This is a genomic window from Pseudomonas indica NBRC 103045 (genome assembly GCF_002091635.1).
Lineage (GTDB): Bacteria > Pseudomonadota > Gammaproteobacteria > Pseudomonadales > Pseudomonadaceae > Pseudomonas_M > Pseudomonas_M indica.
Genome location: NZ_BDAC01000017.1, coordinates 55,334 through 70,240, shown reverse-complemented (window position 1 = coordinate 70,240; position 14,907 = coordinate 55,334). Strand labels below are relative to the sequence as shown.

Annotated in this window: 12 protein-coding genes; 7 read left to right on the top strand and 5 right to left on the bottom strand. The window is 66.2% G+C overall.

What is annotated here, in order from left to right:
* Positions 1–189: 189 nt before the first annotated feature.
* The 3 genes from PIN01S_RS18710 to pcaC all read left to right on the top strand — a co-directional run bounded on the left by PIN01S_RS18710 (position 190) and on the right by pcaC (position 2,812).
* Entirely contained in the window at positions 190–1,542 is a 1,353-nt protein-coding gene (locus PIN01S_RS18710; protein ID WP_084337749.1) for a 3-carboxy-cis,cis-muconate cycloisomerase, read from the top strand.
* 10 nt (positions 1,543–1,552) lie between these two features.
* Entirely contained in the window at positions 1,553–2,341 is a 789-nt protein-coding gene (gene pcaD, locus PIN01S_RS18705) for a 3-oxoadipate enol-lactonase (protein ID WP_084337747.1), read from the top strand.
* 75 nt (positions 2,342–2,416) lie between these two features.
* Entirely contained in the window at positions 2,417–2,812 is a 396-nt protein-coding gene (gene pcaC, locus PIN01S_RS18700; RefSeq protein ID WP_084337745.1) for a 4-carboxymuconolactone decarboxylase, read from the top strand.
* Positions 2,813–2,818: 6 nt separating this feature from the next.
* On the opposite strand, the gene PIN01S_RS18695 is transcribed toward pcaC, so the two are convergent.
* From PIN01S_RS18695 to PIN01S_RS18675, 5 genes are all read right to left on the bottom strand, one after another.
* Positions 2,819–4,549, bottom strand: a complete 1,731-nt coding sequence (locus PIN01S_RS18695) for an FAD-dependent oxidoreductase (RefSeq protein WP_084337743.1) — start codon at positions 4,547–4,549, stop codon at positions 2,819–2,821.
* Between the two features lie 446 nt (positions 4,550–4,995).
* On the bottom strand, positions 4,996–6,264 hold the full coding sequence (locus PIN01S_RS18690; RefSeq protein WP_084337741.1) for an OprD family porin: 1,269 nt from the start codon (positions 6,262–6,264) through the stop codon (positions 4,996–4,998).
* A gap of 121 nt (positions 6,265–6,385) precedes the next feature.
* Entirely contained in the window at positions 6,386–7,387 is a 1,002-nt protein-coding gene (locus tag PIN01S_RS18685; protein ID WP_084337739.1) for a tripartite tricarboxylate transporter substrate binding protein, read from the bottom strand.
* A gap of 65 nt (positions 7,388–7,452) precedes the next feature.
* On the bottom strand, positions 7,453–8,967 hold the full coding sequence (locus tag PIN01S_RS18680) for a tripartite tricarboxylate transporter permease (protein WP_084337737.1): 1,515 nt from the start codon (positions 8,965–8,967) through the stop codon (positions 7,453–7,455).
* 13 nt (positions 8,968–8,980) lie between these two features.
* Entirely contained in the window at positions 8,981–9,451 is a 471-nt protein-coding gene (locus PIN01S_RS18675; protein ID WP_084337735.1) for a tripartite tricarboxylate transporter TctB family protein, read from the bottom strand.
* A 496-nt stretch (positions 9,452–9,947) separates the two neighbouring features.
* Here PIN01S_RS18675 and PIN01S_RS18670 point away from each other — a divergent pair, with 496 nt between their 5' ends.
* The 4 genes from PIN01S_RS18670 (at position 9,948) to quiC (ending at position 14,863) form a co-directional block, all read left to right on the top strand.
* Positions 9,948–10,724 carry an IclR family transcriptional regulator gene (locus PIN01S_RS18670; RefSeq protein WP_084337733.1) on the top strand — a complete coding sequence of 259 codons (777 nt, stop codon included), beginning with the start codon at positions 9,948–9,950 and terminating at the stop codon, positions 10,722–10,724.
* Positions 10,725–10,932: 208 nt separating this feature from the next.
* On the top strand, positions 10,933–11,982 hold the full coding sequence (locus tag PIN01S_RS18665; protein WP_084337732.1) for a Gfo/Idh/MocA family protein: 1,050 nt from the start codon (positions 10,933–10,935) through the stop codon (positions 11,980–11,982).
* Between the two features lie 12 nt (positions 11,983–11,994).
* On the top strand, positions 11,995–12,810 hold the full coding sequence (locus PIN01S_RS18660) for a sugar phosphate isomerase/epimerase family protein (RefSeq protein WP_084337731.1): 816 nt from the start codon (positions 11,995–11,997) through the stop codon (positions 12,808–12,810).
* Between the two features lie 145 nt (positions 12,811–12,955).
* Positions 12,956–14,863 carry a 3-dehydroshikimate dehydratase QuiC gene (gene quiC, locus PIN01S_RS18655; RefSeq protein ID WP_084337730.1) on the top strand — a complete coding sequence of 636 codons (1,908 nt, stop codon included), beginning with the start codon at positions 12,956–12,958 and terminating at the stop codon, positions 14,861–14,863.
* Positions 14,864–14,907 lie beyond the last annotated feature (44 nt).

Genomic DNA, 14,907 nt, shown 5'->3' with positions numbered 1-14,907 from the left:
GGGCGAATGAATACGCCCCACGGGGAGTGCGGCGAGACCTTGGCGATCCGGGCGCCGTTTTTGTGGGAGCGAATTCGTTCGCGATGCAGCCCCCTGGCCCTTGGCTCGAACGATCTCACCAACCGGTGGATTCGCCGCCGCCGTGCTGCGAACCTAGGCTGAATGGCGAACACCTGTGGAAATTCCAACGTGACCAATCAACTCTTCGATGCCTATTTCACCGCCCCGGCCATGCGCACGGTGTTTTCCGACGCCGGTCGCTTGCAGGGCATGCTCGATTTCGAGGCCGCCCTGGCGCGGGCGGAGGCGCGTTGCGGGGTGATTCCGGCCGCAGCCGTGGCGCCCATCGAGGCCGCCTGCAAAGCCGATCTCTATGACCCTACCAACCTGGCCGACGCCATCGTCAGCGCGGGCAACTCGGCGATCCCGCTGGTCAAGGCGCTGGGCAAGCGCATCGCCGCAAGCGACGCCGACGCCGAGCGTTACGTTCACCTCGGTGCCACCAGCCAGGACGCCATGGACACCGGCCTGGTGCTGCAACTGCGCCGGGCCCTTGGCCTGCTGAACGGCGATCTGGCGCGACTGGCCGAGGCGCTGGCCGAACAGGCCGAGCGCCATGCCGATACCGTGCTCAGCGGGCGCACTTGGCTGCAGCACGCCACTCCGGTGACCTTGGGCATGAAGCTCGCCGGCCTGCTCGGTGCCGTCACCCGGCATCGCCAGCGTCTCGCCGAAATCGAACCGCGCCTGCTCTGCCTGCAATTCGGCGGCGCCTCCGGTTCCCTCGCCGCGCTGGGCGAACAGGCTTGGCCGGTGAGCCAGGCCCTGGCCCGCGAACTGGGCCTGAACCTGCCGGACCAACCCTGGCACACCCAGCGCGACCGTCTTGCCGAGGTCGCCGCGCTGCTCGGCCTGATCGCCGGTACGTTGGGCAAGCTCGGCCGCGACCTCAGCCTGCTCATGCAGACCGACGTGGGCGAGGCCTTCGAGCCTTCCGCGCCGGGCAAGGGCGGCTCGTCGACCATGCCGCACAAGCGCAATCCAGTGGGTGCCGCCGTGCTGATCGGCGCCGCCACCCGCGCGCCGGGGCTGGTTGCGACCCTGCTGGCCGCCTTGCCGCAGGAGCACGAGCGCAGCCTCGGGCTCTGGCACGCGGAATGGGAAACCCTGCCTGAACTCTGCTGCCTGGTATCCGGCGCCCTGCAGCATGCCCTGGTCATCGTCCCCGACCTGGAGGTGGATGCCACGCGGATGCGCGACAACCTCGAACTGACCCGGGGCTTGGTGCTGGCCGAGGCGGCAAGCATCGCCCTGGCCCAGCGCATCGGTCGCGAGACAGCTCATCAACTGGTCGAGCGCTGCTGCCGCCAGGCCGTCGCCGAACAGCGCCATCTGCGTGCGGTGCTCGGCGACAGCCCCGAAGTCACCGCACAGCTTTCCGCCGCTGAGCTGGATCGCCTGCTCGATCCGGCCCACTACCTGGGCCAGGCGCGCCGCTGGGTCGAGCGCGCCCTGGCCGAACACCAAGCCTTGTCCCGTTGAGGAGCGTTTCGTGGCTGATCTCCACCTCGCCGATGGCGACCTGAACTACCAGTTGGAAGGCCCGGCCGGCGCGCCGGTGCTGGTGCTGTCCAACTCCCTGGGCACCGATCTGCATATGTGGGACGTGCAAATGCCGGCCTTCACCGAGCATTTCCGCGTGCTCCGCTACGACACCCGTGGCCATGGCGCATCGCTGGTGACGCCGGGGCCGTACACCATCGAACAGCTCGGCCGCGACGTGCTGGCCCTGCTGGATGCGCTGGATATTCCCCGAGCGCATTTCTGCGGCCTGTCCATGGGCGGGCTGATCGGCCAGTGGCTGGGCATCCATGCCGGCGAGCGCTTGAGCAAGCTGGTGCTGTGCAACACGGCGGCGAAGATCGCCAACGACGAGGTCTGGAACACCCGTATCGAGACCGTTCTCAAGGGCGGCCAGCAGGCCATGCGCGATCTGCGCGATGCCTCCATCGCCCGCTGGTTCACCCCGGCCTTCGTCGAGGCACAGCCGGCCCAGGCCGCGCACATCACCGCGATGCTCGCCGCCACCTCGCCGGAAGGCTACGCCGCCAACTGCGCCGCCGTGCGCGATGCGGACTTCCGCGAGGCGCTGGGTGCGATCGCCGCGCCGACGCTGATCGTCTGCGGCAGCCAGGACCCGGTCACCACCACCGAGAACGGCCGCTTCATGCAGGCGCACATCGCGGGTGCCGACTTGGCTGAATTCACCGCCGCGCACCTTTCCAATGTCGAGGCGGGCGACCGGTTCACCCGTCGCGTGCTGGATTTCCTGCTGGGTTGATCTGTAGGGGCGAATTCATTCGCCCGCTTCTGCACCGTTGGGCGAATGAATTCGCCCCTACATGGGATTGGAACGATGGACGAAAAAGAACGCTACGAAGCCGGCATGCAGGTCCGCCGCGCGGTGCTGGGCGATGCTCATGTCGACCGCAGCCTGAAGAACCTGACGCCGTTCAACCAGGAATTCCAGGAGATGATCACCCGTCATGCCTGGGGCGATATCTGGACCCGTCCGGGCCTGCCGCGCCACACCCGCAGCCTGATCACCATCGCCATGCTGATCGGCATGAACCGCGAGGGCGAGTTGCGCCTGCACCTGCGCGCGGCGAAGAACAACGGCGTGACCCGCGACGAGATCAAGGAAGTGCTGATGCAGAGTGCGATCTACTGCGGCATCCCGGCGGCCAACGCCACCTTCCACATGGCCGAGGAAGTCTGGGACGAACTGGGCGTCGAATCCCTGCAGGACTGAAAGGTTTCACTCCAGGACGGTTTCGTAGGCACGCACGCCGGCGATGTGGCGGGCGGCGACGTAGCCGAAGGTCAGCGCCGGGCCCAGATTGATGCCACCGGACGGGTAGTGGCCGCCCATCACGCTGGCCATGTCGCTGCCGGTTGCGTACAGGCCGGGGATCGGGCGGTCATCGACATCCAGCACTTGGGCCTGGCCGTTGGTCTTGAGGCCAGCGAAGGTGGCGAAGCTGCCGGGCTCCACCTGCACCGCATAGAAGGGGCCGCGCTCGATGGGGGCGACGCAGGGGTTGGGGCCGGGATGGTTGGCGTCACCGCTGCGCCGGTTGAAGGGCGAGGTGCCGCGCCCGAAGGCCGGGTCCTCGCCCAGGCGCGCATGGCGGTTGTATTCGCTCACCGTTTGCGCCAGGCCGGGCGGGTCGATGCCGCACTGGCGGGCCAGCTCTTCGATACTGGCGCCGCGCTTGAGATAACCGCTGCGCAGCACTGACCACAGCGGCACCGGCGCGGGCCGGGCGATACCCAGGCCGTAGCGACGGATGAAGCGATGGTCGCAGATCAGCCAGGAGCAGACCTCTTCACCCTCCGGCACCGTCTCGACCATGGCGGCGGTGTAAGCGTAGTAGCCGTCCGCTTCGTTGACGAAGCGTTTGCCGTTCTTCAGTACGGCGATCAGCCCCGGCTTGCCACGGTCGATGATGTGTGGGAAATGGCCAACGCTGCCGTCTGCATAGGGCACGCGTGACACCGGCGCCCAGGCCACCGGTGACTTGAGTTCGGTGTTCAGTGCCGCACCCACCGCCTCGCCCAGGCGCAGGCCGTCGCCGTTGCAGGCCGGTGGCGGCAGTGCCAAATGCTCATGGCCGGTGGGCGTGCGCGGGAACAGCTCGCGGCGCCGCGGAATGTCGTTGGCGAATCCGCCGGCAGCCAGCACCACGCCTTTGCGCGCCCGGATCGTCTGTTCGCCGTCGCCCCGTTGCACCACCGCGCCACAGATACGTCCGTGTTCGCTGAGCAGGCGTTTGGCCGGGGCGGCTTCGATCAACTGCACGCCCAGCTCCTCGGCCGACTTGGCCAGCCGCGCCACCAGCGCCACGCCGTTGACCAAGTGCATGGCACGGCCATGACGTACCAAGTGCCAAAGATGGGTAGTGACGCGCCTGGCCACGTACAGCGCGGCTTTGCCCGAGCGGGTCAGGTTGAGGAAGGCGGACAGGTCGGCCCCGGCCATGATCGGCATGCCCAGGAAGGACGTCTCCCGCATGGTCTTGCGCAGGCGAGCCAGCAACGAACCCACTTCGCGCGCGTCGTAGGGGGCGGCGATCACCTGATGCCCACCGGTGGCGGCACCCGGCGCGTCGCCGTACATATCGGGGATGGCGTTGCCGTCGGCGAATTGCAGGTGGCTGTGTCGTTCGAAGAACCCGACCATGTACGGGCAGGCTTCGAGGAAGGCGTCCACCCGTTCCGCGTCGTAATGCTCGCCGAGGCAGTGGCGCAGGTAAGTGCGCGGTTGCTCGATGTCTTCGACGATGCCGGCGCGGCGGGCCAGCGGATTGCGCGGCACCCACATCCAGCCCCCGGACCAGGCCGTGGCGCCGCCGAACACCGGGTCCTTTTCCACCAGGATGACTTTCTGTCCATGCCAGGCGGCGGTAACCGCCGCGGCCAGCCCGGCGGCGCCCGAGCCGACGACGAGTACGTCGCAGTCGAGTCGGGGAAGTTCGGCGTGGACCATGGTGGTGTCTCCTCGTTTTTTGTTTTTTGTTTTTTGGAACTTGGTTCTGGAATTTTATTGTTCTTGCTCGTGGACGCCAAGTGCGGGCGTCGGAATTTCTCGGCTCGGGCGTGAAAAGGCTCTGTCTGTGTGGATACGGCACTCCTCCCCACTAAAAGTGAGGGCCAGATATCACGACGCCTTGTCATTGCCGAAGGGCTGGAATGGGGCTGCACAAAGGCATCGCCAGCAGAGCTGGCTTCTACGAAAAGCAGGCCCGTTGTAGAGGCGAATTCATTCGCCCGACGACTCGCCGGGGGGGAAGGCGAAACAAGAGGTCTCTACTGAACTCAGTAATCGGTTTGACTCAGGACCTTCCAGCAGCACAAGCAAAAAAAGCCCGTCACAAGGACGGGCCGAAGTGCCGTAAACACAGGAGCAAGACGTAGAGCGTGTCGAGACGCGCCTCAGAGCAGCGAGAACGGGTAGTTGATGATCAACCGGTTCTCGTGCAGGTCGGCACCGACGTCGCGGCGTACGTCGGAGTTGCGCCAGCGGATGCTGAGGTTCTTCAGGCTGCCGTCCTGGATGGTGTAGGCCAGCTCCGACTCGCGGCCCCATTCCTCGGCATCCGTGCGGCCGCCGGTGTGGATGTGGTCGCCGTTGACGTAGCGGTTCATCAGGGTCAGGCCGGGGATGCCGAGGCCGGCGAAGTTGTAGTCGTGGCGCAACTGCCAGGAGCGCTCGTTGGGGTTGTCGTAGCTGTTGGTGAAGCCGTCGTTGACCAGTGAGCCGCCGCTGGTGCCGTCCACGCGCATGAACTTGGTGTCACCGCCGAGTTTCTGGTAGGCCACGGTAAAGGTGTTGTTGCCGGTCTTGGCGGAGAAGCTGCCCTGGTAGACCTTGTTGTCCAGCTCGCCGGCCTTGGCCGAGCCGTTGTCCTTGCCGTTGAAGTAGCCGAGGTTGGCGCTCAGCACCCAGTCGCCGACCGGCTGGCTGTGGGTCAGTTGCAGGTAGTTCTGCTCATAGATGTCCTCCAGCTCGGCGCGCCACAGGCCGACCAGGGTGCGATCGTCGTTGAAGCGGTATTCGCCGCCGACGAAGTTGAAGCGGTCGGATTCGAAGCCGCTGTAGGACATGTCTTCGCGGCTGGCATCGTTACGCTGGCTGTTCTTGCGGAACTGGCCGCCGTACAGGCTCAGGCCGTCGATCTCGTTGGAGGTGATCTGCGCGCCCTGGAAGGTCTGCGGCAGCGAGCGGCCGTCGTCGGCGCGCAGGATCGGCAGGACGGCGAACCATTCGCCCACTTTCAGTTCCGTCTTGGAGACCTTCGCCTTGGCGGCGACGGCGATGCGGCCGAAATCGTCCGGGGCGTGGCGGTCGTTGCCGGTGCCATGGACCGGCAGCAGTTGGCTGCCGATGGTGCCGCGCCCGCCGTCGAGCTTCAACGAGTATAGGCCCAGGGCATCGAGACCGAAGCCCACGGTGCCTTCGGTGAAGCCGGAGCGGGCGTCGAGGATGAAGCTTTGCGTCCACTCGGCGGCCTGGCCCTGGTCGTCGCCCTGGACGCTGGGGCCGGAGTGGTTGAGAAAGTTGCGGTTGAAGTAGTAGTTGCGCAGGTTCAGCGAGACCTTGGCGTCTTCGACGAAGCCGGCGGCCTGGGCGCCGACCGGCAGCGCGGCGGCGACGGACAGGGCCAGAGCGGTGGGTAGCAGACGGGTGACGGTGGTTTTCATTGTTGTCGTTTCCTCGTATGGCAGATGTCAGGACGCACGATCCCCTCCGCCCGAGCGGATGCGAAAAGAGGAGGGGAGTCAGACCGCCGACGTTTGCCGGCGGGTTCGTTTCAGAGCCGGATCAGGGCTTGGCGATGCCGACCGAGTCGGGCGCGATGTCGATGGCCTTGGCCTTGTACATCGACCAGGTGGTGACCGACTGCCAGCGCTTGAGGAACGCCTCGGCCTCGGCGCCGGTGAGGTTCAGGCTGTGCGCGCCGAAGTTCTTCAGGAAGCCCTGGAACTCGTCGTTGGCCACGGCCTTGGCGTAGGCGTCGACCAGCTTCTGCTTGACGTCGTCCGGCGTGTCCTTGCGCACGAAGGCGCCCCAGAACGGACCCCACGGCAGGTATTCGGAAATTGCCGGCAGGGCCTTGGTGATCGGCTCGACGCCCGGCAGCTCGGGTACTTCCTCGGTGGTCAGCACGGCCAGGGCCTTGAGCTTGCCGGTGCGCACCAGTTCCTTGGCGGCGGCCAGGCTCAGCGGCATGAAGTCGATGTGCTTGCCCATCAGCGCGGTGATGCCGGGGCCGTCGCCGCCGAAGGTCACTTCACGCACCTTCAGTTCGTCCACCGCGTTGATCATCGCATGTACGGTGCTCGGCAGGCCGCCGGCGCCGGTGGTGCCCATGCGCAGGGTGTCCGGGTTGGCCTTGGCGGCGGCCAGCAGTTCGGCCATGGTGCTGAACGGCGCGTCGGCGGGGGCGGCGATTACCACCACGTTCTGGCCGATGATGTTGATCGGGTAGAAATCGCTGTAGTCGAACGTGGCCAGCTTCAGCACCGGGTAGAGCTGTGGATTTTCGGCGCCGAGCAGGATGGTGTAGCCGTCGGGGCGCTGCTGCATGACGTAGGTGCTGCCGATCACGGCGGTGCCGCCCGGGCGGTTGTTGAGGATGAACTTGCCGCCCAGTTCCTTCTCCACGTAGGGAGTCAGGCTGCGCATCACGTTGTCGGTGGCACCGCCGGCACCCCAGGGGATCACCGCCTGGATGCTGCGCTCGGGATAGTCGGCGTGGGCCGGCAGGGCCAGGGTCAGCGCGCTGAGACCGAGAGCGGCGCCGGTCAGTAAGGCTTTGAGCATGTGGAGTTTCTCCATTGTTGTTGTGGAGCCCCTATGGGCCGGGGCGTGCCTTCGGGTGAAGTCGTTCAGCCGCGAGCCATGGCGGCCTTGCATTTGCACTTGAGTTTCTTCAGCAGCGAGGTGTTGCCCAGCAGGATCAGCACCACGGCGCTGGTGAGGATCAGCGACAGCGGGCTGGTGACCAGCTCGCGCAGCAGCTCCACAGGGTTGTCGCCCACCGAGGACATGGCCTGGCGGTACGAGGTGTCCATCAGCGGGCCGAGGATGGCGCCGAGGATGATCGGGCCCATCTGGAAGCCGAAGATCTTCAGCAGATAGCCGAGCAGGCCGAAACCGAGCATCCAGTACACTTCGGTCATGCTGCTGTTGATCGAGTAGGTGCCGACCACGCAGAGCACCAGGATCAGCGGGATCAGCACGGCCTTGGGCATCTCGACGAACTTGGCGAACAGCTTGATGCCCATCAGGCCGAAGACCAGCAGGAAGATGTTGGCCAGGGCCAGGTTGCCGACGGTGAACCAGAAGATGTGCGGGTTCTCCACCATCAGCATCGGGCCGGGGTTGAGGCCGTGGATCACCAGCGCGCCGATGATCACCGCAGTCACCGCGTCGCCTGGCATGCCCAGGGTCAGCATGGGTACGTAGGCTCCGCCAACCGCCGCGCTGTTGGCGGTTTCCGGCGCCACCAGGCCCTCGTAGGCCCCCTTGCCGAACGGCTTGGTGGGGTTCTTCACGGTGCGCTTGGCATGGTCGTAGGCCATCAGCGCGGCGATGTCGCCGCCGACGCCCGGCAGCACGCCGACCACCACGCCGATGAGCGAGGTGCGCACCGACAGCGGCAGGAACTTCAGCACCATAGCGAGGGAAGGGATGATCTTGTCCACCTTCTGCCGCACTGGCGGCGTGTCGAGGTTGTGCAACTGATAGAAGGCCTCGGCCACGCCGAACAGACCGATCATCAGTACCACATAGTGAATACCGCCCATCAGCTCGACCTGCCCCAGGGTGAAACGCCCCTGGGCGGTCACCGGGTCCATGCCGACCAGGCCGATGATGGCGCCCAGCGCGGCGGCGAAGATGCCCTTGGCCAGCGAGCCTTCGGCTAGGCTGCCGACCAGCAGCAGGCCGATGGCAGCGACCAGGAAGTAATCACGCGGAGCGAAACGCAAGGCCAGGTCGCCGATCACCGGCGCGGCGCTGGCCAGGACCAGCGTGCCGACCAGCCCGCCGATCACCGACATCACCGTGCTCAGGCCGATGGCGCGTCCCGCTTCGCCTTGCTGGGCCAGCGGATAACCGTCGAAGGCTGTCGCCACGGAAGACGGTGCGCCGGGAATGTTCAGCAGGATGGCGCTGCGCGAGCCGCCGTAGACGCCGCCGATGAAGATGCCGACGATCAGTGCGAGGGCATCGTTGACCTCCCAGGAGAAGGTGAAGGACACCAGGATCGACACCGCCATGGTCACCGACAGGCCCGGGATGGCGCCGATATAGATGCCGGCGAAGGTCCCCAGGGCGGTCAGCAGCAACAGCTGCGGGTCGCTCCAGGCCATCAGCAGGTAGGAAAGGGTCTCGGTCATCTCGGGTGCCTCGTTATGGCAGGTAAACGCTGAACGCCAGGGTGAACAGCAGGTAGATCAATAACAACAACAGGGCGGCGACCAGCAGGGCACCGGCTATCCGGCCACCGCGCAGGTAGACGATCGACAACACCAGGAAGCAGAAGGTACTGGCGTAGAAGCTGATCCACTGGATGGCTGCCAGATACGCCACGGCCAGGGCGGCGAAGATCAGCGTGCGCTTGGGGAAATGCTGGCGGCGGAACTGCTGCATGGCGTCGAGCCAGCCGTTGCAGTCGGGTCTGGCCTTGCCGATCAGGTCGACGCAAATCTTCGCCGCCGAGATGATCATTACCAGCGCGACGCCGAGCGGGAAGGCGCCCGGTGAGTTGATCGAGGAGAAGCCGGCGATCTGGTACGCCAGATAGAGGATGACCAGGCTGAAGGCCAGCAGCAGGACGCAGAAGGTGCGTTCGCCGACCAGCATCTTGTCTGTCTTGTTCATGCTATCGCTCCGACAGGGTAGGGGACCGGTGCGGATGGGGTTCAGGCCGCGCGGACGGGCGGATGCAGTCGGGTGCTTCGGCGGCTGCGACTACGGTCGGGAACGGACATGGACGGGGATGATGACCGGCCATCGAGCGGAAGGCTGGGCGCGGGACGAGCGGCGACCGTGGTCGCTGGAGTCGCCGGGGCACGCAAGTGCAGGGGCTGTGGCATGGCGATGACCTTTTTATATTTATTGGTGACTGAATGGCGAAGCCGTAGGCACGAGGCAGAAGCGGCTGCGCTTCAGGGTGTGGTCGGAATAGTGAGCCGCACCCCTGGCCATTTCAATTCACTGAACCGGGTTTTGTTCGATAACCGAACAAGAACGAACCAGTTAGTACATTCGTAACGGCGCCCCGCAGTATCGCGCGTCTCGGTCGCTGCATCCAGAGGCGGCGCCGTTGACGACGCACGGCCTGCTAGAATCGCGGCACATTCAACAGAGGTCTCCCATGGCCGGAAGTCAGATCGAACGCGCCCTCAGTCTTCTCGAAAGCCTCACCCGCGACGCCCGTGGCCTGCCCATGCAGAGCCTGGCCGACGAACTGGGAATTCCCAAGAGCGCCACCCACCGCATGCTCGCCGATCTTGTGCGCCTGGGCTATGTGCGTCAGGACCCGCAGACCAGCCGCTATCGCCTTTCCACCAAGCTGGTGGCGTTGGGCTTCCGCTATCTGGCCAGCAGCGGCGCCGATGTGGTGCAACCGATCCTCGATCGCCTTGCCGAAGCCAGCGGCGAGCTGGTGCGCCTGGGAGTGATCGATGGAGATCGGCAGACCTGGATCGCCAAGAGCCAGGGGGCCCGCTCTGGCTTGCGCTACGACCCGGACATGGGGCGCGACGCGCCGCTGTTCTATACCGCGTCCGGCCACGCCTGGCTGGCCAGCATGAGCGACGCCGAGGCTCTGGCGCTGGTGGAGCGGCAGGGCATCGCCGATCCGGCCGAGTTCGGCCCCAATGCGCCGCGCAGCAGGGATGAGTTGCTCGAACGCCTGGCTTTGGCCCGCCGGCAGGGCTATGCCTGGGTGATGGAAAGCGCCGCCCTGGGCACCGCCGCGCTGGCCGCGGTGATCCGCCATCCCTTGGAAGGACGGGTCATCGGCGTGCTCAGCATCGCCGGGCCCAGCGCCCGCTTGCCGCTGACGCGCCTGCACGAGCTGGCGCCGCAGTTGCTGGCCGCCGCCGAGGAACTCTCCGCCGCCAGCCCAGCCTCCGAACTGTTCGCCTGACCGGCTATAGCGGCTGACGGTAGCCCTGATGCAGTCCGGGAAAGGGTGCTCGGGTTCTTCCCGGGCCTTGTCTCCTCGTGTCTTCCTCGTTTTTTGCGACTGGAGTGGGTGTTATTTTCGTCTTGCGTAAATTTTGGAACTGGGTTCTAAATCAAAAAAGAGGTCGCGCCTGACCTCCCGTTCCAACGACGACGAGAGGATCACCCGTGTGACTTCCCCCCTGCGTATCGCTCTTATCGGCGCCGGTGTCATGGGCCAGCAACACCAGCAGCACATGCAGAGCCTGGCCGAGGCCGAACTGTGCGCGGTTGCCGACCCTGGTCCCCAGGCCGCCGCGTTCGCCACCGCCTGCGGCGTGCCGTACTTCGCCGACCACCGCCAGATGCTCGCTGAGATGCGCCCCGAAGCGGCCATCGTGGCCAACCCCAATGCCCTGCATGTTGCCACTGCATTGGATTGCCTCGCCGCTGATGTGCCGGTGCTGCTGGAGAAGCCGGTGGGCGTGCGCCTGGACGAAGTGCGCGGGCTGGTGGCCTGCAGCCAGGCGAGCGGCGTGCCGGTACTCGTCGGCCATCATCGGCGGCACAACCCGCTGATCGCCCGCGCCCGCGAGCTGATCGAGCAAGGCGCGCTCGGCCGGCTGACCACCGTCACGGCGCTGTGGCAGTTGCAGAAGCCCGACAGCTATTTCGACATCCCCTGGCGCCGCAAGGCCGGGGCCGGGATGTTGCTGACCAACCTGATCCACGACCTCGACTTGCTGCGTCACCTGTGCGGCGAGGTGCGTCAGGTCCAGGCCATCACCCATAACGGCGTGCGCGGCTTCGCCAACGAGGACAGCGCCGCCATCCTGCTGCAATTCGAGGGCGGCGCCCTGGGTAGCCTGACCGGTTCCGACGCGGTCGCCGCGCCCTGGAGCTGGGAACTGGATTCCGGCGAGAACCCCGTCTACCCGCTCCAGGCGGACCAGCCTTGCTACCTGTTGGCCGGGACCCGCGGCGCGCTGAGCCTTCCGCAGCTCAAACGCTGGCACTACGCCGAGGACGGCGCCGGCTGGCACCAGCCCTTGCAGCAGGTACAGGAAACCGTGGACGGCGAAGCGGCGCTGCGCCGCCAGTTGCGGCATTTCGTCCAGGTCGCCCGTGGCCGGGCACAGCCACTAGTCAGCGCCCGGGACGCCGGGCGTACCCTGGCCTTGGTCGAGGCCATCCGCCAGGCCGCCGAAACCGGGCGCGCCTGTGCCCCGCAGATCATCTGAAGCGAGAACAGCATGAACGACCCGATCCTCTCCCTCGCCGCCCTGACCGTGCTCGAACTGTCGCCACCGCAGATGGTCGAGGTGGCTGCCCGTGCCGGCTACAGCCATGTCGGCCTGCGTCTGGTCCCAGCGACGCCGGAAGAGCAGCACTTTCCGCTGGTCGCCGATGCCGGCTTGCGTCGGCAGACCTTGCAACGCCTGCGCGATACCGGCCTGCGCGTGCTCGATGTGGAAATCCTGCGCCTGAAGCCGGAAACCTGCGTGGCCGAATTCGACGCCGTGCTTGCGGCCAGCGCCGAATTGGGAGCCAGCGAACTGCTGGTGGCCGGCAACGACCCGGACGAAGCGCGTCTGATCGCCAACTTCGCCGCCCTCTGCGATCTGGCCGCGGGCTATGGCCTGCATCCGCACTTGGAGTTCATGCCCTGGACCGACGTGCGCGACCTGCCCCAGGCGATGCGTATCGTCGCTGCCGCCGGGCGCGACAACGGTTGCGTGTTGGTCGACGCCTTCCATTTCGACCGCTCCGCCTCGTGCCTGCGGGACCTGGCCGCCTTGCCGCCCGAACGCCTTCGCTATGCCCAACTATGCGACGTGGCCGGCCCGCCGCCGGACGACATGGACGAGATCCTGCGCCAGGCGCGCAACGAGCGGCGCTTTCCTGGCGATGGCGATTGCGACCTGCTCGGCCTGCTGCGCACGTTGCCGACGGGTATCCCGCTGAGCTTGGAAATTCCCACCCGACAGTTGCTGGAGCAGGGCGTCAGTGCGTTGGAACGGGCGCAGAGGGCGCTGGACAAGGCACGCACGCTGCTGGCGCGTCTCTGATCGGCGTTGTGCTTTGTTCGATTATCGAACGGAAAACTAACCGGTTCGTCCATTTCGCATTGCCGGCTTCCGGATCGCTGCCAATAATCGCTTCGAACAATCATGAGCACTGGCTACACGGTGCCGTTCCTTGCCGGAGTCGAACATGCAGCGTTCCATCGCCACCGTATCCCTGAGCGGCACCCTGCCGGAAAAACTCGAAGCCATCGCTGCCGCCGGTTTCGACGGCGTGGAAATCTTCGAGAACGACCTGCTCTATTACGACGGCAGCCCCACCGAGATTCGCAAGCGCTGCGCTGATCTCGGCCTGGCCATTACCTTGTTCCAGCCGTTCCGCGACTTCGAGGGTTGCCGCCGTGACCGCCTGCCGCGCAACCTCGACCGCGCCGAGCGCAAGTTCGATCTGATGCAGGAGCTGGGGACCGACCTGGTGCTGGTGTGCAGCAATGTTGCCGCCGACGCGCTGGGCGACGAGGAAATCCTGGTCGACGACCTCCGCCTGCTGGCCGAGCGTGCCGGTGCGCGCGGCCTGCGCATCGGCTACGAGGCTCTGGCCTGGGGTCGCCACGTCAACACTTGGCAGCAGGTATGGAAGCTGGTGAGCCAGGCCGACCATCCGGCCCTGGGGATGATCCTCGACAGTTTCCACACCCTGTCGATCAAGGGCGATCCGAGCGCCATCGCCGAGATTCCCGGCGACAGGATCTTCTTCGTGCAGATGGCCGACGCGCCGATCCTGGCCATGGACGTGCTGGAGTGGAGCCGGCATTTCCGTTGTTTCCCGGGGCAGGGCGAGTTCGACCTGGCCGGCTTTCTCGCGCCGATCCTGCGCACCGGCTACCGTGGGCCGCTGTCACTGGAAGTCTTCAATGACGGCTTCCGTGCCGCGCCACCCCGGCAGAATGCCGCCGATGGCCTGCGTTCGCTGCTCTACCTGGAGGAGAAGACGGCCAAGCACCTGGAGAAAGAGGGCGCGGCGATCGAACCCGGCGTGCTATTCACCCCGCCGGCGGCCAGCCGCTACGACGGCATCGAATTCCTCGAGTTCGCCGTCGACGAAGCGGTCGGCGCGCGCCTGGCCGGCTGGCTGGAACGCCTGGGCTTCGCCCGCGCCGGCCAGCATCGCTCCAAGGACGTCAGCTTGCTGCGCCAAGGCGATATCAACATCGTGCTCAACGCCGAACCCTATTCCTTCGCCCACAACTTCTTCGAAGCCCATGGCCCGTCGCTGTGCGCCACCGCGCTGCGGGTGAAGAACGAGACCGCCGCATTGCAGCGCGCCTGCGACTACCGCGGCCAGCCCTATCGTGGTCTGGTCGGCCCCAACGAACGGGAAATCCCCGCCGTGCGTGCCCCGGATGGCAGTCTGATCTACTTGGTGGAGCGGGCTGGCGAAGGCCAGACCATCTACGACATCGACTTCAGCCTGGACAAGGAGGCCGAGGCCAAGGGCGGCCTGCAGCGCATCGACCATATGGCCCTGGCCCTGCCGGCCGAGTCGCTGGACAGCTGGGTGCTGTTCTACAAGAGCCTGCTGGACTTCGAGGCCGACGACGAGGTGGTGCTGCCCGACCCCTACGGGCTGGTCAAGAGCCGAGCGCTGCGCAGCCGCTGCAGCTCGGTGCGCCTGCCGCTGAACATCTCGGAAAACCGCAACACCGCCATCGCCCATGCTCTGTCCAGCTACCGCGGCTCTGGCGTGCACCATATTGCCTTCTCCTGCGACGACATCTTCGCCGAGGTGGCGCGGGCCAAGGAGGCGGGCGTGCCGCTGCTGGAAATCCCGCTGAACTATTATGACGACCTGGCCGCGCGCTTCGATTTCGACGACGAATTCCTCAGCGAACTGGCCTACTACAACGTGCTTTACGACCGCGACGCCCAGGGCGGAGAGTTGTTCCACGTGTACACCGAGCCGTTCGAGGAGCGCTTCTTCTTCGAGATTATCCAGCGCAAGAACGGTTATGTCGGTTACGGCGCGGCCAACGTCGCGGTACGCCTGGCGGCCATGGCCAAGGCGCGCAGCGGTGCGATCCGGCGTCCATGGCTGTGAGCCGGCGATGGCTTCCCCGTGCCGGCCGCCGCGCGGATAATCCG